The organism is Agromyces sp. Marseille-Q5079, assembly GCF_051016555.1.
In the GTDB taxonomy this organism is placed as follows: domain Bacteria; phylum Actinomycetota; class Actinomycetes; order Actinomycetales; family Microbacteriaceae; genus Agromyces.
In genome coordinates this window covers 627,240-651,252 of record NZ_JBPEJF010000002.1, presented here as the reverse complement: position 1 = coordinate 651,252, position 24,013 = coordinate 627,240, and the positions used below count along the sequence as shown (strand labels likewise).

The following is a 24,013-nucleotide window of genomic DNA, read 5'->3' as shown; positions in this document are numbered from 1 at the left end:
GCGAGACCTGCCTCTACGGTTGCCGATCGCGCCGTTCCGACGAGAGCGGCACGCCGGGACCGACGAGCACGCGCCACACCCACTCCGCCGCCGTCTCGACGCTCGGGCGCGGGTCGAGCTCGAGCCACGCCTGGATGACGGCCATGCACGATCCCGCGATGCCGGCCGCGACGATGTCGATCGGCAGCCCCTCGAAGGCCGTCGTGCCCGACGAGATCACGCCCGCCCGGGCCTGCGCCTCGAACCGGGCGCGGATGCGTGCCACGACGATGGGGGAGCCGCGCTCGCCGAGCAGGCGTCGGTAGAGCTCGGCATCCGTCTCGAAGTGCTGGAGGAAGGCGACCATCGACGGCGGCAGCTGCGACGGGATGTCGGTTGGCGTGCCGAGGTCGGCGACGGCCTCGATCTCGGCGGCCTCGATGGCATCGGCGAGCAGGTGCTGGCGGTCGTCGTAGTGCTGGTAGAAGCTCGACCGGTTGACGCCGGCCTCGTCGGTGATCTCGGCCACGGTGGCGTCGTCGAAGCGGCCCTCCCGCGCGAGCGTGAGCGCGGCGTGCTGGAGCACGCGCCTCGTGCGTTCGACGCGCGCATCGACGCGGTCGTCGCTCGATTCGCTCACGTCGGCATTCTCGCAGGCATCCGGCGGCGAAACCGTGATTTCGCCGACAATTGTCGGATATCCGACAGATGTTGTTTAGGCTGGAGGTGTCCCGTCCGGAGTCGCACGGTGTGGTGCAGCATCCCGACGGACCGACGGATGCCGCAGCCCCGAGACATCCGGCGCACCCCGCTTCGACCGATCCGGCCGGACAGAAAGAAGGAAGCATCATGGCGCTGACCGCCAACTCCACCATCGCCGAATGGCTCGCCGACCCCGCAGGCAAGGCCGCGCTCCAGGGTCTCGTCAGCCAGGGCGGCGGTTCGACCGACCAGCTCGCGCCGATCGCCAGCCTTCCCCTCCAGCAGCTCGTCGTCATGAGCCAGGGCCAGATGCCCCAGGCTGCCGTCGACGAGCTCGTCAAGGCCGTGAACGGCGGCGTCATCCCCGAAGACGCCGAGTCCACCGCCTGGAAGGAGCAGGTCACGCAGGGCCGCTTCGCCGGTAAGACGGTCATCGTCACCGGCGCGGCATCCGGCATCGGTCGCGCCACCGCGAGCCGCGTCGCCCGCGAGGGCGGCCGCGTCGTCGCCGTCGACATCTCGGCCGAGAAGCTCGACGAGTTCGCGGCATCCGTGCCCGGCGCCGAGATCGTGACCGTCGCCGGCGATATCACCAAGCAGGAGTCGATCGACGCGATCGTCGCCGCCGCCGGCGACAAGATCTGGGGCCTCGCGAACGTCGCCGGCATCAACGACGACTTCTCGCCGATCCACGAGACGCCCGACGCCATCTGGGACAAGGTCATGGCGGTCAACGTGACCGGCACGTTCAAGCTCACGCGCGCCGTCGTGCCGTTCATGCTCGAGGCCGGCAAGGGCTCGATCGTCAACGTCGCGAGCGAGGCGGGCCTGCGCGGCAACGCGTCGGGCAACGCCTACACGGCGTCCAAGCACGCCGTCGTCGGCCTCACCAAGTCGGCCGCCTTCATGTACGCGCTGCAGGGCGTGCGCGTGAACGCCGTCGCTCCCGGCGGCGTCGCGACCGGCATCCCGTTCCCCCCGCACGTGTCCGAGGTCGGCTCGGCCCGCCTCGCGCCGTTCCAGGGCGCCATCCCCTCGGTCGCGACGGCCGAGGCGCTCGCCGCCTCGATCACCTTCCTGCTGAGCGAGGATGCCGTCAACATCAACGGCGCGATCCTCGCCTCCGACGGCGGCTGGTCGGTGCAGTAGTCGCGCCTTCCGCGTGAACGACGGGCGGGTCGGATGCTGCGGCATCCGGCCCGCCCGTTCGCGTACGCGTTCGCTACTGTCGAGGTGTGAACCCCAGACCGAGCGAACGCGACGACGAGGTCGATCTGCTGATCGACGCGTGGTCGCGGCGACTCCCCGACACCGACCTGTCGCCGCTCGACGTGATGTCACGACTGCGGCGGGCAGCCAATCGGCTCGCGAAGCTCCGCGCCGCTGCGTTCAAGGACGCCGGACTCGCGTCGTGGGAGTTCGACGTGCTCGCCGCCCTGCGGCGGCAGGAGGAGCCGCACGAGCTCAGTCCCGCCCAGCTCATCTCGGCGACCATGATCGGCAGCGCCGCGATGACGAACCGGCTGGAGAACCTCGTCGCCCGCGGGCTCGTCGAGCGCCGCCCGAACCCGCGCGACGGTCGGAGCGTGCTCGTGCGACTTCGCCCCGAGGGCATCGAGCGGGTCGACGAGGCGATGCGCGGGCTGGTCGAGCGCGAGGCCGTCGAGCTCGGTGCGCTCAGTCGCGACGACCAGGCCGCGCTGGCCCGGCTGCTGCGCCTGCTCTCGCAGGACCAGTAGCCGCCCGCCGCGGCGATCCACCCGGTTGGATCCACCCGTGGAGGGCGAAACGGTGCGAGTCGCGGATGTCTCCCCGATGTCGGTCGGAACTGGGACAATGGTGCAAACCAGAAGGGCAGACCATGAGTGATGTGACGAGTGCGGCGTCGAGCGGGCACGCGGATTCCGCGGGGCTCGGAACGGCGACGCACGTGCACGTCGCCAACGACTGTCCCGAGTGCTTCGTCGAGCTGCAGCGCGACTCCGACTGGTGGAAGGCGAAGCCCGAGGGCTCCCGACTGGTCGGCCTCGTCGTCGCGCGCGACGACATGCCGCCGATCGTCGAGCAGCGGCGCGACCTCACCCAGTTCGGCGTGGCGATCCCCGACTTCCGGTTCCCGGCACCCGAGAACGACGACTCGTGGGAGGAGCGACTCGAGCGCTTCTTCGGCACGCTGCGATCGGGCGACGTGCTCGTCGTGGCCAACCGGCACGCCATGGGCCGCACCGTCGACGAGGAGTCGCGCACCATCGCGGCGCTCCGCCGTCGCGGCATCGTCGTCAAGGTGCTGAGCCACGGCGCCCGGCACCTCGCCGACGCCGAGTCGGTCGAGTAGCTCGACCGGCGGTGGCGCCGATGCGCCGCCCGATGGCTGAACGGCCGTCGCGACCGCAAACGAAGCGTGGTGCGACGAGAACGACGAAGGGCGGATGCCGCAGCATCCGCCCTTCGTCGATCTCGTGTCGTGCGCCTACTCGGTCGGCGCCGCCAGCGCCGCCGCGAGGCTCTCGCGCACGATCTCGAGCCCGCGCAGCAGCTCGTCTTCGGTGATCGTGAGCGCGGGCAGGAACTTCAGCACCTCGTCGTGGGCGCCCGAGGTCTCGATGACGAGTCCGCGCGTGAACGCCTGCTTCGAGATGCGTCCGGCGAGGCCGCGGTCGGCGTCGCACGCGAGCCCGTACATGAGGCCGCGGCCGCGCACGACGAACCCGAGGTCGGGGTACTCGGCGGCGATCTTCTCGAGCTCCGACGCGAGCAGCGCCGACTTCGAGGCGACGCCGTCGACGAAGGCGGTGTCGGCCCAGTAGTTCTCGAGGGCCGCGCGCGCGGAGACGAACGCGAGGTTGTTGCCGCGGAACGTGCCGGTGTGGGCGCCCGGCTTCCAGACGTCGACCTCGGGGCGCAGGAGCACGAGCGACATCGGCAGGCCCGAGCCCGAGATGGACTTGGACACCGTCACGATGTCGGGGACGATGCCCGACTGCTCGAACGCGAAGAACGCGCCCGTGCGGCCGATACCGGCCTGGATCTCGTCGAGGATGAGGAGGATGCCGCGCTCGGCGGTCAGGGCCCGCAGGCGCTGGAGCCACGGGACGCCGGCGACGTTGATGCCGCCCTCGCCCTGCACGGCCTCGACGATGACCGCGGCGGGCAGGTCGACGCCCGAACCCGGGTCGTCGAGCATCTTCTCGAGCAGGTCGAGGGTGTCGACCTCGGCTCCGAGGTAGCCGTCGTACGGCAGGCGCGTGATGTTGTCGAGCGTGATGCCCGCGGCGCCGCGGTAGTGGCTGTTGCCGGTCGCCGCGAGGGCGCCGATGCTCAGGCCGTGGAACGCGTTCGTGAATGCGATCACGTTGGTGCGTCCGGTCGCCTGGCGGGCGACCTTGAGCGCGGCCTCGACGGCGTTGGCGCCGGTGGGGCCGGTGAACTGCAGCTTGTGGTCGAGCCCGCGGGGCTCGAGCACGAGGCGCTCGAAGGCCTCGATGAAGGCCTTCTTGGCCGAGGTCGCCATGTCGAGCCCGTGGATGATGCCGTCGTGCTCGAGGTACTCGATGAGCGCGCGTGTGAAGAGCGGGTTGTTGTGCCCGTAGTTCAGCACGCCGGCGCCGGCGAAGAAGTCGAGGTACTCGCGGCCGTCTTCGCCGATGAGGGTCGAACCCACCGCCCGGTCGAACACGGTCGGGAAGGCGCGCACGTAGCCGCGCACCTCAGACTCACGGCGGTCGAAGACGTCCAAGGCGTCGCTCATGGCAGGCGGTTCCTCTTTCTGTGGGCAGCGGCGGTGGTACGAGCCTAAGCCTCTTGGCTGGGCGTCAGCGCCGAGGCATCCGTCGTCAGGCCTCGGCCGGCGACGTGGCGACGGCCGCGTTCAGGCACGCCTCGAGCGCGACCCACGAGAGCATCGCGCACTTGACGCGCATGACGTACTTCGAGACGCCGTGGAAGGCGATCGCGTCGCCGAGCAGGTCTTCGTCGGGTTCGCCGGCGCCCTGCGAGCGGAGCATCGCCCGGAACCCGTCGATGAGCTCGCGCACGTGCGCGACGTCGGAGCCGACCACGAGTTCGGTCAGGGCCGACGCGGACGCCATCGAGATGCTGCATCCGTCGCCCGTCCATCCGACCGCCTCGACCGAGGTGCCGGATGCGTCGAGGCGGATGCCGAGGGTGATCTCGTCGCCGCACGTGGGGTTCAGCTCGTGATGCGAGGCGTGCGGGTCGACGAGCGCGCCGTCGCCGATGCGCCGCTTCGAGTGGTCGAGGATGAGCTCCTGGTAGAGGCCCGAGAGGTCGCTCATGCGCTCACCCCGAAGAAGCCGCGCACCTCGGCGAGGGCGGCCGTGAAGCGGCGCACCTCGTCGGCGGTCGTGTAGACGTAGGCGCTCGCTCGGGTGGTCGCCCGTAGCCCGAGTCGGCGGTGCAGCGGCTGCGCGCAGTGGTGCCCGACGCGCACGGCGATGCCGCGCGAGTCGAGGAACTGGCCCACGTCGTGCGCATGCACACCGGGCACGTCGACGCTCGCGAGGGCGCCGCGCTCGACGCCGGGACCGCTGCCGACCAGGCGGATGCCCGGGATTCGTGAGACCTCGTCGACGAGGAGCGCTGCGAGCTCGACCTCGTGCTCGTGCACGCGATGCATGTCGAGCCGCTCGAGGTAGCGCACGGCCTCGGCGAGGGCGACCGCTTGCGACACGGGCTGGGTGCCCGCCTCGAACCGCTGCGGCGACGGCAGGAACTCGGCCGACTCCATGGTCACGGTCGTGATGGTCGAGCCGCCCGTGCGGGCCGGCGGCAGCGCGTCGAGCAGGTGCTCGCGGCCGTAGAGCACGCCGATGCCGTTGGGGCCGAGCATCTTGTGCGCCGAGAACGCGGCGAAGTCCACGCCGAGCGTGCCGAAGTCGGTGGGCCGGTGCGGCACCGACTGGCACGCGTCGAGCAGCACGAGCGCGCCTTGGCGGTGCGCGAGCTCGACCACGTCGGTCACGGGTGCGATGTGGCCCGTCACGTTCGAGACGTGCGCGAACGCCACGAGCTTCGTCTTCGGGCCGATGACGGATGCCGCGTCGTCGATGCCCCACGTGCCGTCGTCGCGCACGGGGATCCACCGCAGCGTCGCACCCGTCTTCGCGGCGAGGCGCTGCCACGGGATGAGGTCGGCGTGGTGCTCGGCCTCGGTCACGACGATCTCATCTCCCGGCCCGAGCCGGAACACGTCGGCCTCGGCGCCACCGAGGCCGGCTGCGGCATCCGCCATGCCGAGCGCGACGATGTTGATCGCGTCGGTCGCGTTCTCGGCCCAGACGATCTCGCGTTCGCCCGCGCCGACGAAGGCCGCCACGGTCGCCCGCGCGCCCTCGAACGCCATCGTCGAGGTGCCGACGAGCGTCGAGGCGCCGCGGTGCACGGCCGCGTTCGCGTGCTCGAGGAACGCGCGTTCGGCGTCGAGCACCTGCACGGGCCGTTGCGCGGTGGCGCCCGAGTCGAGGTAGGCCAGCGGGAAGCCGTTCAGCTCCTGCGCGAGGTACGGGAAGTCCTGGCGGATGCTCGCGAGGTCGAGCGGCTCGGATGTCGTCATGGATTCGAAGGTCACGTGTTCTCCTGCACCCGATCGGACGCGACGGACGGCGCCGGTGGTGCCCTTCAAGTGTCTCGCACTTCGGCCGAGTGCCGGCCGGTCGGGCGCAGATCGTCCGGGGGAGGCGTCAGCCCTGACGTCCGTCGGCCCCGCCCGACTGCGCCAGGCGCGCCTCGACGGCCTGGCGGAACGCCGCCGCCCAGATGCGGTATCCGCGGTCGTTCGGGTGGAACAGGTCGCCCGCGAACTGGGTCGAGACGCCCCACAGCCCCTGCCGGTCGGTGCGGGCGAAGAGCGGCACGACCACGAGGCCGCGCTCGGCCGCGGCGGCGCGCAGCAGGCGGTTCGCGGTGCGCACCCTGCCCTGCGCCGGCGGGAAGTAGAAGCTCGGCAGGTCGGCGACGATCGCATGGTCGGGCAGGCGCGCGAACAGCTCCCGGATCTCGCGGTCGAATCGCGCGGCGTCGAAGTCCGCGATGTCGTTCGCGCCGATGCACACCGTGAGCACGTCGGGCGCGAGCTCCTCGAGCACGGGCAGTTCGTCGTCGATCGCGATGCGCAGCGTCGCGCCCGAGATCCCGAGGTTCACCGTGCGGACGGGCCGAGCGGATGCCGCCGCCAGCGACTGCGCGATGAAGCCGACGTAGCTGTGGCCGGGCCGGCTCGCGCCGATGCCCTGGGCTGCGGAGTCGCCGATCGCGACGTAGAGGAGCTCGCCGGGGCCCGCCCGCTGCTCGCGCCAGTACGCGGAATTCACGGGGATCGCCTCGGAGAGGGCCGTTCGCCAGTGGTGCTGGCGGCGGGCGAGCCACCGCCACCAGAGGGCGACGGCCGCGGCGGTCGCCGCCAGGGCGATCGACGTGACGATGGGCCGGCGGGTCGTCGAACGGCGGGTCGTCGACCGGTTCGTCGCCGCGCGGCGGGCCGTCGTGGTGCTCCCGGGCATGCGCGTCGCGGTCAGGCCCGGCCGGCCCAGTCGAGCACCCGGAGCGCCCGGAGCGTGTTCCACGGGCTCGGCTCGCCGGGTGCCGAGTCGAGTGCGAGGAACACCCGGCCGTTCCAGGGGTCGCCCGCCGCCCAGCGCCCGTCGTCGAGGCGGTGGGACTCGAGCAGGTCGAGCGCGGGCGCGATGCGCTCGTCGGGTTCGGTGCCCTCCACGAGCCCCGCATCGCGGAAGTGATCGAGGGAGCGGAGCACGTCGTACACCCAGTACGGCGGGAAGATGAAGTTCTCGTACCGCTCGCGCACGATGCCGCCGGTCGACTTGCGGCGGTAGAGGTTGCGCTCGAGCAGGTACTCCTCGCCGCGGTGGCGGGCCTCGATCACCTCGGCCGGTGTCGCATCGCCGACCGCCCGCTGGTAGGCGAGCAGCCCCTCGAGCACGCAGAGGGTCGAGTCGAACGACGAGCGATCGGACTCCTCGCGCGGCTCGCAGTTCCAGCCGCCGTCGTCGAGCTGCCCGTCGAGCAGCAGCCCGATCATGCGGTCGGCGCCGTCGCCGAGCACGCCGAAGTAGGCGGATGCCGCGAGCACGCCGCCGTTGATGCACGCCTCGACCTCGCCGGAGAAGAACGGGAAGGCCTCCTCGAAGTCGCGGAACCGCACGTTCGAACGGACGCGTTCGATCGCGGTGCGCACGGGCGCGGCATCCGGATCGATGCCGAGTCGCCGCAGCGACTGGAGCGTCCACATGACGCTGCGCCGGTCGCCGTCGACGCCGTACTCCTCGCCGTTCCAGTAGCCGTCGTCGGTCTGCAGGTCGAGCAGGCTCGCCCCGAAGCCCTCGGTCGCGACGCGAGCCCGTTCGGTCGCGACGACGTCGTCGGGCTGGTCGGTCAGGTCGCGCATCACCTGCCAGCGCACGGAGGGATCGGATTCGAGCAGCCATTCGGTGACATCCACGCGGTCCATGGGTTCCATGCTGTCGGCTGCGGGTGTCCGTGCCAAGGGGGTTGCCGCGCCAGACTGGACCCATGCTGCGTTCGCTCGACCTGCCCGTTCCCCTCGACACGCGCGCCGGCACCGTGCGCCTCCGGCGCGCGAGCTCCGCCGACCTCGACGGGCTCATGACGCTGCTCTCGGACGACCCGATCAGCGCGTCGCGGGGCGACGTGGCCTCGGCCGAGGACGCACCCGAGTACCGCCGAGCCCTCGAGGAGATCCTCGACGACGCGGGCAACGACCTGCTCGTGGCCGAGAGCGCCGAGGGGCGGCTCGTCGGCACGATGCAGCTCACGCGCATCCCGGGCATGGCGCGGCGCGGCTCGACGCGGCTGCTCGTCGAGGCCGTGCGGGTGCGCAGCGACCTGCGCTCGGCGGGCATCGGCGGCGCGATGATGCGGTGGGTGACCGAGGTCGCCGCACCCGAGCTCGGATCGAGCCTCGTGCAGCTGACGTCGGATGCCGCGCGCGCCGACGCGCACCGCTTCTACGAGCGGCTCGGCTTCGCAGCCTCGCACGTGGGGTTCAAGTATCGAGTGCCAGGCGCATGAGCACGCGGGGGAACCCGTTGAGCACCGACGTGGTGTCGGCGGCCTTGCGGAAGCCGGCCTTCTGGAACAGCGAGCGGGTGCCGACGTAGGCCATGGTCAGGTCGACCTTCTCGCCCTGGTTGTCGACGGGGTAGCCCTCGACGGCGGGGGCGCCGTGCTCGCGCGCGAAGTCGACCGCACCGGCGAGCAGGGCGTGCGAGATGCCCTCGCCTCGATGGCCGGGGCGCACGCGGATGCACCACACCGACCACACGTCGAGGTCGTCGACGTGCGGGATCTTCCGGTTGCGGGCGAAGCTCGTGTCGGCCCGCGGGTGCACGGCCGCCCACCCCACGACCTCGTCGCCGTCGTAGGCGAGCACGCCCGGCGGCGGGTCTTCGGCGCAGAGTTCGCGCACGCGATCGCCGCGTGCGGTGCCCGTGAGGGCCAGGTTCTCCTTGGACGGCACGCGATAGCTCAGGCAGAAGCACACGTTCGCATCAGGCCGCTTGGGCCCGACCATCGTGGCGACGTCGTCGAACACGGACGCCGGTCGCACCTCGATCCCCATGGGGCCACGATGCCACCGGCGTCCGACATCCGGAAGGCTGCCGTGGCTAGCCGTTCGGGTTCGTCGCCGCCCCGTCGAGCCAGAGCATGTTGCTCGGGTCGCTGTGCGCGGTGCCGGTGCCCACGTGCTTGTCGCTGATCTGCGGGCCCTTCGTGATCACGTGCACGAGCGCCATCGCGTGCCCCTGGCCGAGCCCGTAGTCGGCCTTCAGCCACGCGACGATGGGCGCCGACTTCGTGGTCTCGTCGAAGCCCTGCTCGTGCGCGAGCTCGATGAACTGCCGGGGCGTGAGGCCCGTCTTGGCCTCGATGTTGTCGAGGTACGCCTGGAACGTCATGGTCTTCCTTCGCTGGTCTGGGTGGGTGCGGGAGCGGTGCTCAGTCGGCCCACGTCTGGATGATGACGGGGGAGGCGTGGATGCACAAGACCTTGAGCCGCGCCTCGCCCGCGTTGGTGAACCTGTGCCACACCCCGGTGGGCACGGTCGCCGTGTCGCCGACGCCCGCCGTGACCTGCCGGTCGCCGATCGTGAGCGTCGCCTCGCCCTCGAGCACGACCCAGGTCTCGGGATACGGGTGCCAGTGCAGGTCGGTGCCCTGCCCGGTCTCGTAGTCGACGAAGAAGTACGAGACGCCCGATCCGTGCTCGGCGCCGACGAACCGGCGGGTGCGGCTCGTCGCGCTGATGAGCAGGTCGCTCGCGTGCACGAGCTCCGGCGCGGCGGACGAGTCCGTCGTCGGCGCGAGCGTGAGCTCGGCCGGCGTCGATGACGTGATCATGGATGCCTCCTGGTCGGTGACGGCGGGTGATGTGAACAGGCTCCTCCCGCGGCATCCGCTCGCGTTAGTGTTTCGATGTGGATCGAAACTTCGTCGACTTCCGTCTCGTGCCGGGCGACATCTCGGCGATCCGGTTCGGCGTCTCGCCGGGCCACGAGCTCTGCAACGCGATGCGCGTGCTGCAGCGACCCGAGGAGCATCCGCTGCAGTGGGGGTGGCTCCGCAGCGTGCGATCCCGGATGCCGCGGCAGCCGTTCGACCTGCTCGCGACCGTCATCGGGGCAGAGGGGTACTTCCCCGACTTCTTCACGGCGACGCCGACGTGGAACATGCAGCCCGAGGACGAGTTCGCGCGGTTGCGGCAGGTCTCGCCCGACCTCATGCGGGTCGACCTGGCGAAGATGGTGCTGCGGTCGACGGGCGCCAGGCAGCGGGCCATCCAGCAGATGCTCGACGACCCGCTGCGCGCCCGGGCGACGCTCGCCGACGCGTTCGAGGCGATGTGGGAGGCCGTGCTGGCGCCGGTCTGGGTGCAGCTCGAACGCATCCTGCGCGCCGACATCGCGGTGCGGGCCCGGCGCATCACGACCGAGGGGCTCGCGGGCATGGTCGGCTCGCTGCACCGCACCGTGGGCTGGAGCGACGACGTCGTGCGCGTCGAACTCCGCCTGCACCGCGAGGCGCTCGACTGCCGCGGCAGCGGACTCGTGCTGGTGCCGTCGGTGATGACCGCACACGGCTGCTCGGTGCTCACCGAGCCGCCCGCCCAGCCCACGATCTTCTACCCCGCGCAGGGCGTGACCGAGACGTGGGCGCGCGACCCCGGCTCGGCCGCCGAGGCCCTCGGCGCGCTGCTCGGTCCCGCGCGCGCCGGCATCCTGCTCGCCGCGCATGCCGAGCGCACGACATCGCAGGTGGCATCCGACGCGGGGCTCGCGATCTCGACGGCCTCGCATCACCTCGGCGTGCTCCGTGAGAGCGGGCTCGTCGCGAGCCGACGCGACGGCGCGCGGATGCTGCACCTGCGCACGCCGCTCGGCGAGGCGGTGGTCGGGGCGGCGCTGTAGCGGCAAGGACCGAACGGCCCGGGCGGATGCATCGTCGGGGCCGTTCTGCGCCGTCGCGCCGCGATTCGGCGTGTCGCCCGCGATGCCGCGGATGGTCGCGCTCCCACGCGGTCATCTGACGACTCTCGTGTTGCGCATGCTGCACACGCGCTTGACGCCCCCCGAATGGGGCTCGTAGTCTTCCAATTCGTATGATGTCATTCGACACACGATTCGAGGAGAAATCAATGAGGATACTCACTCAGCGACGCCTGACGGCGGTCACCGCAGCCGCGGTCGCGGTCGTCGGCCTGGTCGCCGTGGCCCAGCCGGCGTACGCCGGGAACGGTGGAAACGGGGGCAACGGCAGCGGCAAGGACGGCGCGCTCACCGTCGTCGTCGCCCCGAACGGCAAGCACGGCGCACCGAAGGGCGACATCGTCGTGACGTCCATCGACGCCGCCCAGAGCGTGGTGAAGAACAAGGGCAAGAAGCAGGACGTCACGGTGCTGCTCGACGGCGGCGTGTACGAACTGCAGCGGCCGCTCGAGTTCGGGCCGCAGGATGCCGGCGCGAACGGGCACACCGTGACCTGGGCGAGCGCGCCGGGCGAGCAGGCCGTGCTCTCGGGCGGCAGCGCGGTCACGGGGTGGACCCTCCACGACGCCGAGCAGAACATCTGGGTCGCCGACGTCGCACCCGGCACCGAGTCACGGCAGCTCTACGTCGACGGCACGCCCGCCAAGCGCACGCAGCTGCAGCTCGGCGCCGACAAGAAGGACCGCGCCCACCTGACCTGGACCGAGCAGGGGCTGACCCTGAACGACGACCGGTTCGGCGACCTCAGCACGCTCGGCAACCAGTCCGACCTCGAGATCGTCAGCATGGGCTCGTTCACCGACCGCATCTCGCCCGTCGAGTCCATCGTCGGCAACGACATCAACATGGTCCAGCCGGCCTGGCAGAACAACAACTTCGGCTACGACACCCTGAAGTCGCCGTACAACCGCGGCGCGATCTACATCGCGAACGCCTACGAGTTCTTCCAGAACCCGGGCGAGTGGTACCTCGACTCCCCGGGCGGCAAGGTCTACTACGAGGCCGAGCCCGGCGCGACGATGGACGGCCTCGACGTGCGCCTGCCGCGCCTCGAGACGCTCGTCGAGATCGGCGGCACCTACGACCGCCCCGTCACCGGCCTCGACTTCACCGGCATCCGCTTCGCCGACACGACGTGGCTGCGACCCAGCAGCGAGCAGGGCTACGCCGACCAGCAGAGCGGTGCCCACATGGTCGGCCAGTACGCGCCGCCCGCCGACTACCTCGACACCTGCCAGGACGGATGCCCCGAGTTCGAGGCCTCCCGCAACGAGTGGTGGCAGATCCCGGCGGCCGTGCAGGTCTCCGCGGCATCCGACGTCGCCTTCGAGGGCAACGAGTTCGAGCAGCTCGGCTCGGTCGGCCTCGGCATCGGCATGGACCCGAACGCGCACGCCACGGGCGTCGGCTACGGGGCATCCGACATCGACGTGCTCGGCAACACGTTCAGCGACCTCGCCGGATCCGGCGTCGTCGTCGGCGGCATCCAGCCGGATGCGCACCACCCGAGCGACCCGCGCATGACCGTGCAGGACATCACGATCGAGGACAACACGATCACCCGCATCGGCCAGGGGTACCGCGACAGCGCCGGCATCCTCTCGACCTACGTCACGCGCGCCGAGATCTCGCACAACACCCTCACCGACCTGCCGTACGACGGCATCGACATCGGGTGGGGCTGGGGCATCAACGACCCGGGCGGCAACCAGTACTACAAGGACGCGGGCCTCTTCGAGTACCAGCCCGTGTACGACACGCCCACCACGTTCCGCGACAACCACGTGGCGTACAACCGCATCTACGACACGAAGAACGAGATGCACGACGGCGGCAGCATCTACACGCTGTCGGCGAGCCCGGGCACGGTCATCGAGCGCAACTACATCTCCGACAGCCGCGAGACGTTCGGCATGCTCATCGACCAGGGGTCGCGCTACATCGAGGTGCGCGAGAACGTGATCCTCGACTCGAGCCGCTACATCTACGTGAACGCCGACACGAACGGGCCCGAGATCTTCAACACCCTCGACCTGACGTTCACGGGCAACTGGTGGACCGGCGGACGCGAGCGCTACGTGCGGTTCCCCGAGTACTTCACGACGTGGACCGACAACGTCGAGCTGAACGGCGTGCCGCAGGAGCAGTGGCCGGATGCCGCGCACCAGGTGATGGCCGAGGCGGGCGCCCGCGGCTGACGCCACCTGGCGAGTGACCGACGGCGAACGGCCCGGGAGGAGAACTCCCGGGCCGTTCGTCATGCCGGTCAGCGGCGCGGGCTCGGCGGCCGGCGTCGCTCCCACGCGTCTATGATGTGGGCCCGCATGGCGGCCTCGGCGGCCTCGGGGTCGCCGGCCTCGATCGCGGCGAACACGAGCTCGTGCTCCTGGAGCGTGAGGTCGAGCTGGCTGTGCAGGTGGAACCGGGCGCTCTCACGGGCCTGCGCGAACAGGGTGCGCACCAGGCTGTCGGCAAGGCGGTTCGACGTGATCTCGCCGACGACGGCGTGGAACACGACATCCGCCTCGTTGAAGCGGGGCTCGTCGCTGATCGTCTCGCGCATGAGGACGAGGGCGTCGCGGAGGCGCTCGAGCTGCTCGTCGGTGCGACGCACGGCGGCGTCGCGGGCGATGACCGCCTCGAGGGCGGCGCGCACGACGCTGAGTTCGTCGAGGATGCCGAGGGTCGCGTCGTTCGCGACGAGGGCCGAGAGCACGGTGGCGTCGATCATGCTCCACGAGGTGGGCGGCAGCACCTGCGTGCCACGGCCCTGGGCGACGGTGACGAGGCCCTTCTCCTCGAGGCGCTTGACCGATTCGCGGATGACGGTGCGGCTCACGCCGAACTGCTCGCAGAGCACGGCCTCGGGCGGAAGCGACGAGCCCGAGGGCAGGTCGCCGCGGACGATCGCATCGACGAGGGCGCCGACGACCGTCACGCCGAGGCGTGGTGCGCGGGCGCGCGCGGCGATCGTGGGGTACTCGGCTGCCACGGTCGGTGCGGCGATCGGTTCGGACATGCGTCACAGCATACCGATCAAAATAGGTAATACCTATGATGTCCCTTGCGAACTTGATAAGACGTATGATGTAATCACTTCTGCCCCCGCCCCTGGGTGCATTGTCGTCAGAGACGCCGACCAGAACAGGATGCGAAATGTCACAGCACTCGTCCTCCCGCCGCCGCGCGGCCCGGTTCCTCACGGTGGCCGCCGCGGCCACCGCGGGGCTCCTCGCGCTCAGCGGTTGCTCCACCGACGCGTCGGGCGGAGGTGACACCTCGTTGGGCTTCACCCAGGCCGAGCAGGTCGCCGACAGCCCGATCACCGTGTGGGTCGACGCCTCGCGCGAGCCCGCCGTCACCGCCTTCGAGGCGGCCTACCCCGACATCGACATCACGTTCGAGACCTACGACGGCTCCGCCGGCGGCAGCGGCTCGTTCCAGAGCAAGATCGCCCTCATGGACCAGGCCGGCGAGGGCTGGCCCGACGTCGTCTTCTCGACCCAGCAGAACGACGCGATCTGGGCCTCGAAGGAGACCACGAACGGCGAGCAGGGCTTCGCCGCCCCGCTCAACAAGGGCTACCTCGAGCAGGACTTCCTCGACGGCTTCGCCACGGGCTCGCTCGACTACACGACCATCGACGGCACCGTCTACGGCCTGCGCAACGACCTCGCCCAGACGGTCTTCTTCTCCAACCAGAAGCTGCTCGACGAGTTCGGCTACGACGTGCCCACCACGTGGGAGGAGTACGCCGAGCTCGGCGACAAGCTCGCCGCGGAGCACCCCGGCTACATCCTCGGCAGCCTCGGCGACAGCTTCATGACGTACGTCTACTACGGCGGCTCAGAGTCGCCCGTGTTCCAGTCGCCCGAGCAGGGCGTGTTCCACTCCGACACGGCCGACGCCAACTCCGAGAAGATCTCGAAGATCCTCGACGGCATGCTCGCCAACGGCACGCTCGTGCAGGACAGCTTCTTCAGCGCCGACTTCGCGTCGAAGTACGCCGACAAGCTCGTCGGCGTTCCGGGCCCGGTCTGGTACACCGGAGCGATCTTCCAGGGCGGGCTCGCGGTCCCGGCCGGCGAGATCAGCGTCAGCGCTCCCCTCAAGTGGGAGGGCGGCGACGTCGCGGCCGGCAACGTCGGCGGCGGTGTCTGGTACGCCTCGAGCCACTCGAAGAACCTCGACGCGGTCAAGACCTTCCTCGAGTTCGTCACCAGCGCCGACGAGTTCCAGGTCGACGCGTCCTCGGGCTACCCGGCGTACACGACGGCGGCCGAGGGCTGGCTCGACAAGCAGGCCGAGGCGAAGTACTTCGTGAACGACGACTTCGAGACCGTGATGTCGGATGCCGCAGGCCAGGTCTGGTCGGGCTGGAACGTCACCTCGTGGAGCCCCGAGTCCGCTTGGGCGAAGGTCGTCATCCCCGGCATCGCCGAGGGTGAGACCATCGAGTCGCTGCTGCCCGCATGGCAGACGGAGCTCGAGAACGAGGCCACCGTCAACGGGTACTCGGTCGAGTAACGTGACCGTCACCGCACCTCCGGTTCCGCTCGACGTCGTCCCCTCCGGGCGACGTCGGGCGGGGCGCCGGCGCCCCTCCCGAATGAACGCGGGGCAGTCGCGGTACGGCTACGTCTTCGTCAGCGGGTACACCCTGCTGCTGCTGGCCTTCGGACTGCTCCCCACGCTCTACGCCGTCTACCTGTCGTTCACGCGCAACGGCGAATTCGTCGGCATCGACAACTTCGCCCGCGTCATGGCCGACTACCGGTTCCTCCCGGCCGTCCTGCACGTCGCGCTGTACGTGCTGTTCTGGCTCGTGAGCCTCATCGTCTTCGTGGTCCTGCTCGCGATCGTCGTGCACGGCATCCGCGTCCGCTGGCTCGGCAACACGGCCCGCTTCCTCTTCTACGTGCCGGGCGCCATCGCCGGCGCCTCGAGCGTGCTGCTCTGGCTCTTCGTGCTCGACCCGTCGGTCAGCCCGGTCTCGGGACTGCTGCACGCCATGGGCTACGAGTCGCTCGTCAACGTGGTCGCCGTCGGCAACCTGCCGGTCGTCTTCACCGTCATCGCGTTCTGGGCGGGAGCGGGCTCCTGGATCGTGATCATGTACGGGGCGCTCAACAACATCCCGGTCGAGGTCATGGAGGCCGCCCGCATCGACGGCGCCGGTCCCGTGCAGACGGCGTGGCACATCCAGCTCCCGATGCTGAAGAAGTGGATCAGCTACATGGGCGTCATGTCGCTGGCCGCCGGCACCCAGCTCTTCGTGGAGCCGAAGATCCTCGCGCAGGCGACCAAGAACGTCGTCCCCGAGGACTACTCCCTCAACCAGCTCGCCTACCTCTACGCCTTCCGGCAGAACGACTTCTCGGGATCCGCCGCGATCTCGGTCATGCTGCTCGTGGTCGCGCTGGGGCTCTCGGCGATCTTCATCTTCCGAGGAAAGTTGTTCGAACGTGACTGACGTGACCACCCGAGCCCTCGTGACCAACGGGGCCCCGCGGCGCCGGGAGCGCCACGCACTCACGCCGGGTCAGTGGATCGGCCGCGCCGTGGTCGTGCTCGTGCTGCTCGTGTTCGCCGCCTTCTTCGTGCTCCCGATCATCTGGATGGTGCTCGCGCCGACCAAGACGAACACCCAGCTCCTGCTCGACGGGCCGTTCTCGTTCGGCTCGTTCGACCAGCTCGCCGCGAACTGGAACGAGCTGTTCGCCTTCGGCAGCGGCATCTTCGCCACCTGGATCGGCAACTCGGCGTACTACTCGTTCGCCGCGCTCGCCATCACGCTGATCGTGAGCATCCCGGCGGGGTACGCCCTCGCGCTCATCGAGTTCAAGGGCCGTCGCCTGCTGCTCGTGACCACCCTCATCGTGATGCTCATCCCGAACACGGCGCTCGTGCTCCCGATCTTCCTCGAGCTCAGCGCCGCGAGGCTCATCGGAAGCCCGCTCGCGGTCATCCTGCCGTTCTCGTTCTTCCCGTTCGGGGTGTACCTGACCTACATCTACTTCTCGACCGCGGTCTCCCGAGACCTGCTGAACGCCGCCCGCATCGACGGCGCCGGGGAGGTGCGCGTGTTCGCGCAGGTGGCCATGCCGCTCGCGACGCCGGTCATCGCACTGGTCGGGTTCTTCAGCTTCGTCGCCAACTGGAACAACTACTTCCTGCCCTTCCTCGTGGTCGGCGGAACCAAGATCCCCGTCCAGGTGGGACTGGCCAACATGCTGGCCAACGTGCCCGCCTTCAACCCGACGACCGCCTCGAGCATCGTGATCCAGCTCCCGACGCTGGCCCTCGCGACGCTGCTGTCGGTCGCCCCCATCCTGTTGATCTTCCTGTTCGCGCAGCGGTTCCTCGTCGAGGGCATGACGGCCGGCGGAACCAAGGAATGAGCGCGAGGCTGTCATGAAGATCACCGGATACCGCACCCTGACCGCCCAGCACCACTGGAAGCGATCGATCGGCGACGCGAACGGGCACATCCCCGAGGCCGTCACCGAGGTGCCCATCGTCATCCTCGAGACCGACACCGGCCTCGAGGGCGTCGGGATCGGCTCGCACGCCGATCTCGAGCGGCTGTTCCCCGCGATCGAGGGGGAAGATCCGCGGGGAGCAGCCGCCCTCTTCGACCGCATGCTCGCCCAGGTGTTCAAGAGCGGGCACGCCGGAGCGACCTACGGTGGGGTCGCCACGTTCGACGCCGCCATCTGGGACCTCAAGGCGAAGGCGGCGGATGAACCGCTCTGGCGCCTGCTCGGCGGTCGCGACCGCTTCGTGCCCGGGTACGCCTCGGGGCTGGACATCGCCCTCGACGACGACGAGCTCGTCGCCTTCTACGCCGAGTTCGCCGAGCGCGGGTTCGTCGCCGGCAAGCTCAAGGGCGGCATCGACTTCGACGCCGACCTCCGCCGTCTCGGCATCCTCGCCGACGCCCTGCGGGTGAACACCAGCAGGCCCGGCCTCATGCTCGACGCGAACGAGTCCTGGCAGGTCAAGCAGGCCGTGCGCTACGTGACGGCGCTCGAGGAGCACGTCGACCTGCTCTGGGTCGAGGAGCCGCTTCGCCGATGGGATGCCACCGGGCACGCCCGGCTCAGCAACGGCATCCGTGCGGCCGTCGCGACGGGGGAGAACCTCACGGGCGTCGACCAGTTCCGGCCGTTGTTCGATGCCGGCGCACCCGACGTGGTGCAGGCCGGCGCGATCTGGGGCGTGTCCCACATCCACCGGCTCGCGCTCGCCGCGGCCGCCCGCGACATCCCGATCAGCCCGGTCGGCTACAACGCCAACCCGGCCGTCGCGCACGTGATGACGGCCGTGCCGAACCACCTCACGACCGAGGTGCAGGACGTGCGATTCGCCGACGGCGTGCTCGTCGACCACGAGTTCTCCGACGGCGGCATCGTGCTGAGCGATGAGCCCGGCTCCGGCATCCGCATCGACGAGGCCCTCATCACCGAGCAGCGCGACGGCGGCGGCTGGGCCGACCCCGCCGGGCCGCACATGCGCCCCATGCGGGCGGGCCTGCGCGTCGTGCTCGACGGCGTCGAGCGCTGAGAAGGAAGAACCGACACATGGAACTCCGACCCGGCCTGCACCGGATCCAGGCCCCGCTCGGCGAGCGCTTCGTCGCGCTCTACCTGCTCGTGGGCGAGAACGCCGCGCTCCTCGTCGACACGGGCGTGCGCGAGAGCGTCACCGAGACCCTCCTGCCGTACCTCGACGCCGCCGGCATCCCGCGCGAGAAGCTGCGGTGGGCCGTCAACACGCACTGCGACTACGACCACACGGGCGGCAACGGCGCGCTGAAGGCGGCCGTCCCCGGCGTGCAGATCGTCGCGCACGACCTCGACGCGCCACTCGTCGAGGACGTGCAGCGGCTCATCGACGAGCGCTACGGCGAGTTCCGCGACACCGACGGATTCGACGACCCTCCCGAGACGACCGCGTACCTGCGGAGCGTCTCCGACCTCGTGCCGGTCGACCTGCGGGTCACGGGCGGCGAGGGCTTCGACCTCGGCGGCAGGCACGTGAGGGTGCTGCACGTGCCCGGCCACAGCCCGGGCCACGTCGCGATCCACGACGAGGGCAATCGCGCCCTGCTCATCGGGGACGCCACGCTCGGCACGACCGTGCTGTTCGCCGACGGGCGCGCCGCGTTCCCGCCGACGTACCGCGACGTCGACCCGTACGTCGAGAGCCTGCGGGCATTCCGGGCCCTCGATGCCGACCTCCTGCTCACCGCGCACTACCCGGTCTACGAGGGCGAGGGCGTCGCCGCGTTCCTCGACGAGAGCGAGGCCTACACCGAGCGCATCGACGAGGTCGTGTCGGCGATCCTCGCCGCGCGCACCGAGCCCGCGACGACGCTCGAGCTGGTCCGCGCCGCGGGTGCCGAGCTCGGCCCCTGGGGCGCCGACGCGCTCGACTACGCCGTGTTCCCGGTGACGGGCAACCTCGAGCGGCTCGAGCGACGCGGGCTCGCGGCATCCGCCGTCGACGCCGACGGTCGACGCACGTGGCGGTGGGTGCGATGAGCGCCCGCGTGCGCCTCGGCGCGGTCGGCGCCGGCTGGTGGGCGACGAGCAACCACTTCCCGATCTTCGCCGCACGCGAGGACGTCGAGCTCGTCGGCGTCTGCGGCATCGGCCCCGAGCTCGAGACCGTCCGCGAGCAGTTCGGGTTCGGCATGGCGACGACCGACTACGGCGAGCTGCTCGACCAGGAGCTCGACGCGATGGTCGTCTCGACGCCGCACGACCTGCACCACCCGCAAGCCGTCGCCGCGATCGAGCGGGGCCTGCACGTGCTCGTCGAGAAGCCCGTCACGCTGCGCGCGGCGCAGGGCTGGGACCTCGCGGCCAAGGTGCGCGAGCACGGCGTGCACTTCCTCGCGCCCTACGGATGGAACTACAAGCCGTTCATCGTCGAGGCCAAGCGCCTCGTCGACGCCGGCCACCTCGGCGAGATCCAGCACGTGACCTGCAACATGGCCTCGCCCACTCGCGGCCTCTTCGCCGGCGACACGAACCACATCCGCGCGCTCTGGGACTCCGAGACGAGCGGCCCCGAGCCGAGCACGTGGCAGTCGCCCGCGCGGGGCGGCGGCTACGCCCACGGGCAGGTCACGCACTCGAGCGCCCTGCTCTTCTGGCTGAGCGACCTGCGCGCGGCATCCGTCATGGCGAAGGTCTCGAACGGCGGTGCCGCCGTCGACCTCTTCAACGCGGCCGTCATCACGTTCGACGGCGGTGCGCTCGGCTCGCTCTCGGGCGCCGCGACCGTGCCCGACGGCGACCCGTACCAGGTCGACATCCGCATCTTCGGCACCGAGGGGGTGCTGATGCTCGACACCGAGCGCGAGCGCGCCTGGGTGCACCGCTACGACGGGTCGCGCTGGGACATCCCCGTCGCGCCGGGCGAGGGGGCCTACGAGTGCATCGTGCCGCCGAACCGGTTCATCGACCTCGTCACGGGCGCCAGCACCGAGAACAACTCCGACGTCGAGGTGGCGGCCCGCTCGGTGGAACTGATCGACGCCATGCTGCGCAGCGCTGCTGCGGGAGGGACCGACGTGAACGTGCACGACGAGGAGCAGGCCGCATGACCGGGCAGGGCGTGCTCGCCGGATACCGGGTCATCGACTGCTCCATCGCCATGGCGGGGCCGTTCGCGGCGCAGCGCCTCGGCGACCTCGGGGCCGATGTCATCAAGGTCGAGCCGACCACCGGCGAGTGGCAGCGTCACGCCGCCGCGGGCGGGGCCGCGGGCAACGAGATCAACGTCTCGTTCCTCTCGCTGAACCGCAACAAGCGCTCCGTCGCCCTCGACCTGAAGGCCGAGGAGGGCAAGGCGGCGCTGCGCGAGCTCGTCGCGGGCGCCGACGTCTTCCTGCAGAACTACCGTCCGGGCGTGGCCGCCAGGCTCGGCGTCGACTACGAGTCGCTGCGGGCGATCAACCCGTCGATCGTCTACGTCTCCATCTCGGGGTACGGCGAGGACGGCCCCTACCGCGACCGCCCCGGCCAGGACCTGCTCCTGCAGGCGATGTCGGGCGCGATGTACTCGGCCGGCCGTGACGGCGACGAGCCCTCGCCCGCCGGACAGTACCTCGCCGACGCGATCACCGCCTCGACCGCGTTCGAGGGCGTGCTCGCCGCGCTCCTGCACCGGGAGCGCACGGGCGAGGGACAGCTCGTGACGGTCAACATGCTCGACGCGCTCACGACGCTGCAGATGCAGGAGCTCTCGGTCTTCACGGTCGGCCGCAAGGCCCAGCAGCGCTCGGCCGAGCCGCACGCGCACGTCTACATCCGCGCCCCGTACGGCGTCTTCGAGACGAGCGACGGGTACGTCGCGCTCGCCTTCGCCGACCTGCACGAGCTCGGCCGCCTCATCGGCGAGCCCGCGTTCGAGGGTTGGTCGAGCGAGGTCGAGGGGTGGACCCGTCGCGACGAGATCCACTCGCGCACGGCCGCGAAGCTGCGTGAGAACACGGCCGAGCACTGGATCACGACGCTCGGCGCCGCCGGCATGTGGATCGGCCCGGTGAACGACTACGCGCAGCTCGTCGAGGACCCGCAGATCCTGCACAACGGCACGTTCATCGAGTACGAGCACCCGACCGAGGGGCGCGTGAAGACCCCCGGGTTCCCGTACCGCTTCTCGGCCACGCCGCCGCAGCTCTACCGCGGCGCCCCGCTCGTCGGCGAGCACACGCGCGAGGTGCTGGCCGAGGCCGGGTACGACGCCGACCGCATCGACGCGATCCTCGCCTCGGGGGCGGCCAGGGCGACGGATGCCGCGCCCGCCGTCGCCGGCGCCTGATGGCCGGCTACCGGGGCCTCACGTGGGACCACCCGCGGGGCCGTCATGCACTCGAGGCCGCTGCGGCCGCGACGACGGATGCCACGGGCCGGCCGCTCATCGAATGGGACGTGCACTCCCTCGAGGGGTTCGAGTCCGCGCCGATCGGCGAGCTGGCCCAGCGGTACGACGTGATCGTGCTCGACCACCCGCACCTCGGCGACGCGCTCGCCGCCGGAGCCCTGCGCCCGGTCGACGAGCTCTTCACGCCTGAGCTCGTCCGACGCCTGCGCGCCGACGCCGTCGGCCCCAGCGCCGCGTCGTACACGGTCGACGGGTCGCTCTGGGCGCTGCCCCTCGACGCCGCGACGCAGGTGTCGGTGCGGGTGCCGGAGCGGCTCGACGCGGCGCCCGCGACCTGGCACGACGTCGCGGCCCTCGCCGAGTCCGGGGTCGCGCCCGTCGCCCTGAGCCTCGCCGGGCCGCACGCCCTGCTCAGCCTCATGTCGGCGTGCACGGCGTTCGGCCACGAGCCCGCGACCGAGCCCGGCGCGGGCCTCCTCGACGCCGACGCGGGCGCGGCGGCGTTCGAACTGCTCGCCGGCATCGCCCGGCGCGCGCCCGCCGGTTCCGCCGAGCTCAACCCGATCGGCCTGCTCGAGCGCATGCGCAGCCGACGGGACATCGCCTACGTGCCGCTCGTCTACGGCTACGTGAACTACGCCTCGGGCCCGGGCGCGCTCGCCTTCGACGACGCACCGGCCGCGACCGCGGGCGGACGCCCCGGTTCGACGATCGGCGGCACGGGCATCGCGATCACCGCGCGGAGCGCGCCCGACCGCGCCCTGCTCGACCACCTCGCGGGCCTCTTCGACCCCGCCGTGCAGGCGGGGTTCATCCCCGAGCACGACGGGCAGCCGAGCCTCCGCAGCGCCTGGGCCGACGACGCCGTGAACGCGGCATCCGGCGACTTCTACCGTCGCACGCTCGCGACGATCGAGCAGTCGTGGGTGCGCCCGCGCGTCGCGGGGTACACCGCGTTCCAGTCCGAGGCCTCCGCGGTGCTCCGCGACGCCCTGCTCGGCGATGCCTCGCCGCGCGCGGCCGTCGCCGCCGTGGCCGCCGTCAACGCCCGCTTCGACGCGCTCGCGTCCCGCACCGAACGGAGTCACGCATGACCGACCTCCAGTACCCGCACGACCACGAGAACCTCCGCGTCGGGGTCGACGGCGCCGTCGTGACCATCACGCTCGCCAGGCCCGAGAAGCTGAACTCGGTCACGCAGGAGATGTCCAAGGCGCTCGTGCACGTCATCGAATGGGCGGATGCCGCCCACGAGATACGCGCGATCGTGCTCACGGGCGACGGCGAGCGGGCCTTCTGCGCGGGCTCCGACATCCGCACGCTCGACGCGTACGCGACCCCGTGGGAGTTCCGCAACCGCGCGGACTACTGCGACGCGATCCGCGCCGCCCGCAAGCCCGTGATCGCCGCCGTCAACGGCTACGCGTTCGGCGGCGGACTCGAGACGGCGTTGAGCTGCGACATCCGCCTCGCCTCGACGACCGCGAGCTTCGCGGCGCCCGAGATCAAGCTCGGCTGGATCGGCGGCGGCGGTATGAGTACCTTCCTCGCGCACTCGGTCGGCCCGTCGAACGCCGCCGTCATGCTCATGACCGGCGATCCGATCGACGCCGACACCGCCCTGCGCTGGGGCCTCGTGACCGAACTCGTCGAACCCGCGCGCCTCGTCGCGCGGGCGCAGGAGCTCGCCGCGGTCATCGCGACGCGGCCGCCGATCGCCGCCGAGACCGCCAAGGCGAACCTGCGCGCGGCGTTCAACATGACGCAGGATGAGTCCATCCGCTACGAACGCGACCTGCAGACGATCACCTTCGCAACCGCCGACGCCGACGAGGGACGCGCCGCGTTCGCCGAGAAGCGCCAGGCGACCTTCCACCGCCGATGACCCTTCCACT

25 protein-coding genes are annotated in these 24,013 nt (G+C 70.9%); 15 read left to right on the top strand and 10 right to left on the bottom strand.

All coding sequences use genetic code 11. From position 1 onward, the window contains the following. Window positions 1–13 precede the first annotated feature (13 nt). Entirely contained in the window at window positions 14–619 is a 606-nt protein-coding gene (locus ACR3IO_RS06820) for a TetR/AcrR family transcriptional regulator (protein WP_434070418.1), read from the bottom strand. 209 nt (window positions 620–828) lie between these two features. On the opposite strand from ACR3IO_RS06820, the gene ACR3IO_RS06815 reads away from it, so the two are divergent. The 3 genes from ACR3IO_RS06815 (at window position 829) to ACR3IO_RS06805 (ending at window position 3,016) form a co-directional block, all read left to right on the top strand. Then, the gene (locus tag ACR3IO_RS06815; protein ID WP_434070417.1) at window positions 829–1,830 is read left to right on the top strand and encodes an SDR family NAD(P)-dependent oxidoreductase; all 1,002 of its coding nucleotides are present in this window, start codon (window positions 829–831) and stop codon (window positions 1,828–1,830) included. A gap of 86 nt (window positions 1,831–1,916) precedes the next feature. After that, on the top strand, window positions 1,917–2,420 hold the full coding sequence (locus tag ACR3IO_RS06810) for a MarR family winged helix-turn-helix transcriptional regulator (RefSeq protein ID WP_434070416.1): 504 nt from the start codon (window positions 1,917–1,919) through the stop codon (window positions 2,418–2,420). Window positions 2,421–2,542: 122 nt separating this feature from the next. Beyond that, complete coding sequence (locus ACR3IO_RS06805; protein ID WP_434070415.1) at window positions 2,543–3,016, top strand: dehydrogenase; 474 nt, start codon at window positions 2,543–2,545, stop codon at window positions 3,014–3,016. A gap of 135 nt (window positions 3,017–3,151) precedes the next feature. On the opposite strand, the gene ectB is transcribed toward ACR3IO_RS06805, so the two are convergent. The 5 genes from ectB to ACR3IO_RS06780 form a co-directional block, all read right to left on the bottom strand. Continuing rightward, window positions 3,152–4,429, bottom strand: a complete 1,278-nt coding sequence (ectB, locus tag ACR3IO_RS06800) for a diaminobutyrate--2-oxoglutarate transaminase (RefSeq protein WP_434070414.1) — start codon at window positions 4,427–4,429, stop codon at window positions 3,152–3,154. An 85-nt stretch (window positions 4,430–4,514) separates the two neighbouring features. After that, complete coding sequence (gene sufU, locus ACR3IO_RS06795; RefSeq protein WP_434070413.1) at window positions 4,515–4,976, bottom strand: Fe-S cluster assembly sulfur transfer protein SufU; 462 nt, start codon at window positions 4,974–4,976, stop codon at window positions 4,515–4,517. Further along, window positions 4,973–6,253 (bottom strand): SufS family cysteine desulfurase, encoded by a 1,281-nt coding sequence (locus ACR3IO_RS06790; protein WP_434070576.1) that lies wholly within the window; start codon window positions 6,251–6,253, stop codon window positions 4,973–4,975. Before ACR3IO_RS06790 ends, sufU begins: the two co-directional genes overlap by 4 nt. A 127-nt stretch (window positions 6,254–6,380) precedes the next feature. Beyond that, window positions 6,381–7,199: an SGNH/GDSL hydrolase family protein gene (locus ACR3IO_RS06785; protein WP_434070412.1), complete on the bottom strand. Its 819-nt coding sequence runs from the start codon at window positions 7,197–7,199 to the stop codon at window positions 6,381–6,383. Window positions 7,200–7,210: 11 nt separating this feature from the next. Further along, entirely contained in the window at window positions 7,211–8,164 is a 954-nt protein-coding gene (locus tag ACR3IO_RS06780) for a hypothetical protein (RefSeq protein WP_434070411.1), read from the bottom strand. A gap of 62 nt (window positions 8,165–8,226) precedes the next feature. On the opposite strand from ACR3IO_RS06780, the gene ACR3IO_RS06775 reads away from it, so the two are divergent. After that, window positions 8,227–8,745, top strand: a complete 519-nt coding sequence (locus tag ACR3IO_RS06775; protein ID WP_434070410.1) for a GNAT family N-acetyltransferase — start codon at window positions 8,227–8,229, stop codon at window positions 8,743–8,745. On the opposite strand, the gene ACR3IO_RS06770 is transcribed toward ACR3IO_RS06775, so the two are convergent. From ACR3IO_RS06770 to ACR3IO_RS06760, 3 genes are read right to left on the bottom strand one after another with little or no spacing between them, the layout of a single operon-like run. Further along, window positions 8,720–9,295 carry a GNAT family N-acetyltransferase gene (locus ACR3IO_RS06770; protein WP_434070409.1) on the bottom strand — a complete coding sequence of 192 codons (576 nt, stop codon included), beginning with the start codon at window positions 9,293–9,295 and terminating at the stop codon, window positions 8,720–8,722. The genes ACR3IO_RS06775 and ACR3IO_RS06770 overlap by 26 nt on opposite strands. 46 nt (window positions 9,296–9,341) lie before the next feature. Further along, entirely contained in the window at window positions 9,342–9,632 is a 291-nt protein-coding gene (locus ACR3IO_RS06765; protein WP_434070408.1) for a DUF4287 domain-containing protein, read from the bottom strand. Between the two features lie 40 nt (window positions 9,633–9,672). Next, on the bottom strand, window positions 9,673–10,074 hold the full coding sequence (locus ACR3IO_RS06760; protein ID WP_434070407.1) for a cupin domain-containing protein: 402 nt from the start codon (window positions 10,072–10,074) through the stop codon (window positions 9,673–9,675). Window positions 10,075–10,151: 77 nt separating this feature from the next. Between ACR3IO_RS06760 and ACR3IO_RS06755 the strand changes: the two genes are divergently transcribed. Both ACR3IO_RS06755 and ACR3IO_RS06750 read left to right on the top strand, forming a co-directional pair. After that, complete coding sequence (locus ACR3IO_RS06755; RefSeq protein WP_434070406.1) at window positions 10,152–11,141, top strand: DUF5937 family protein; 990 nt, start codon at window positions 10,152–10,154, stop codon at window positions 11,139–11,141. A gap of 227 nt (window positions 11,142–11,368) precedes the next feature. Beyond that, window positions 11,369–13,417, top strand: a complete 2,049-nt coding sequence (locus ACR3IO_RS06750; protein WP_434070405.1) for a right-handed parallel beta-helix repeat-containing protein — start codon at window positions 11,369–11,371, stop codon at window positions 13,415–13,417. Between the two features lie 68 nt (window positions 13,418–13,485). Here the strand turns inward: ACR3IO_RS06750 and ACR3IO_RS06745 are convergent, their stop codons facing one another. Continuing rightward, window positions 13,486–14,238, bottom strand: coding sequence for a FadR/GntR family transcriptional regulator (locus ACR3IO_RS06745; protein ID WP_434070404.1), 753 nt, complete (start codon window positions 14,236–14,238; stop codon window positions 13,486–13,488). A 137-nt stretch (window positions 14,239–14,375) separates the two neighbouring features. Between ACR3IO_RS06745 and ACR3IO_RS06740 the strand changes: the two genes are divergently transcribed. Genes ACR3IO_RS06740 through ACR3IO_RS06700 form a run of 9 tightly spaced genes read left to right on the top strand, consistent with a single transcriptional unit; the run spans window position 14,376 to window position 24,003 of the window. Further along, on the top strand, window positions 14,376–15,746 hold the full coding sequence (locus ACR3IO_RS06740) for an ABC transporter substrate-binding protein (protein WP_434070403.1): 1,371 nt from the start codon (window positions 14,376–14,378) through the stop codon (window positions 15,744–15,746). 1 nt (window position 15,747) lies between these two features. After that, window positions 15,748–16,692, top strand: coding sequence for a carbohydrate ABC transporter permease (locus tag ACR3IO_RS06735; protein ID WP_434070402.1), 945 nt, complete (start codon window positions 15,748–15,750; stop codon window positions 16,690–16,692). 1 nt (window position 16,693) lies between these two features. Further along, on the top strand, window positions 16,694–17,620 hold the full coding sequence (locus ACR3IO_RS06730) for a carbohydrate ABC transporter permease (protein ID WP_434070401.1): 927 nt from the start codon (window positions 16,694–16,696) through the stop codon (window positions 17,618–17,620). Window positions 17,621–17,633: 13 nt separating this feature from the next. After that, entirely contained in the window at window positions 17,634–18,785 is a 1,152-nt protein-coding gene (locus tag ACR3IO_RS06725) for a mandelate racemase/muconate lactonizing enzyme family protein (protein WP_434070400.1), read from the top strand. A gap of 17 nt (window positions 18,786–18,802) precedes the next feature. After that, entirely contained in the window at window positions 18,803–19,765 is a 963-nt protein-coding gene (locus ACR3IO_RS06720; protein WP_434070399.1) for an MBL fold metallo-hydrolase, read from the top strand. Further along, on the top strand, window positions 19,762–20,835 hold the full coding sequence (locus tag ACR3IO_RS06715) for a Gfo/Idh/MocA family protein (RefSeq protein WP_434070398.1): 1,074 nt from the start codon (window positions 19,762–19,764) through the stop codon (window positions 20,833–20,835). The genes ACR3IO_RS06720 and ACR3IO_RS06715 overlap by 4 nt, the downstream gene beginning before the upstream one ends. After that, window positions 20,832–22,055 carry a CaiB/BaiF CoA transferase family protein gene (locus ACR3IO_RS06710; protein WP_434070397.1) on the top strand — a complete coding sequence of 408 codons (1,224 nt, stop codon included), beginning with the start codon at window positions 20,832–20,834 and terminating at the stop codon, window positions 22,053–22,055. Before ACR3IO_RS06715 ends, ACR3IO_RS06710 begins: the two co-directional genes overlap by 4 nt. Beyond that, window positions 22,055–23,212 carry a hypothetical protein gene (locus tag ACR3IO_RS06705; protein WP_434070396.1) on the top strand — a complete coding sequence of 386 codons (1,158 nt, stop codon included), beginning with the start codon at window positions 22,055–22,057 and terminating at the stop codon, window positions 23,210–23,212. Before ACR3IO_RS06710 ends, ACR3IO_RS06705 begins: the two co-directional genes overlap by 1 nt. Next, on the top strand, window positions 23,209–24,003 hold the full coding sequence (locus ACR3IO_RS06700; protein WP_434070395.1) for an enoyl-CoA hydratase/isomerase family protein: 795 nt from the start codon (window positions 23,209–23,211) through the stop codon (window positions 24,001–24,003). The genes ACR3IO_RS06705 and ACR3IO_RS06700 overlap by 4 nt, the downstream gene beginning before the upstream one ends. Window positions 24,004–24,013: the final 10 nt, after the last annotated feature.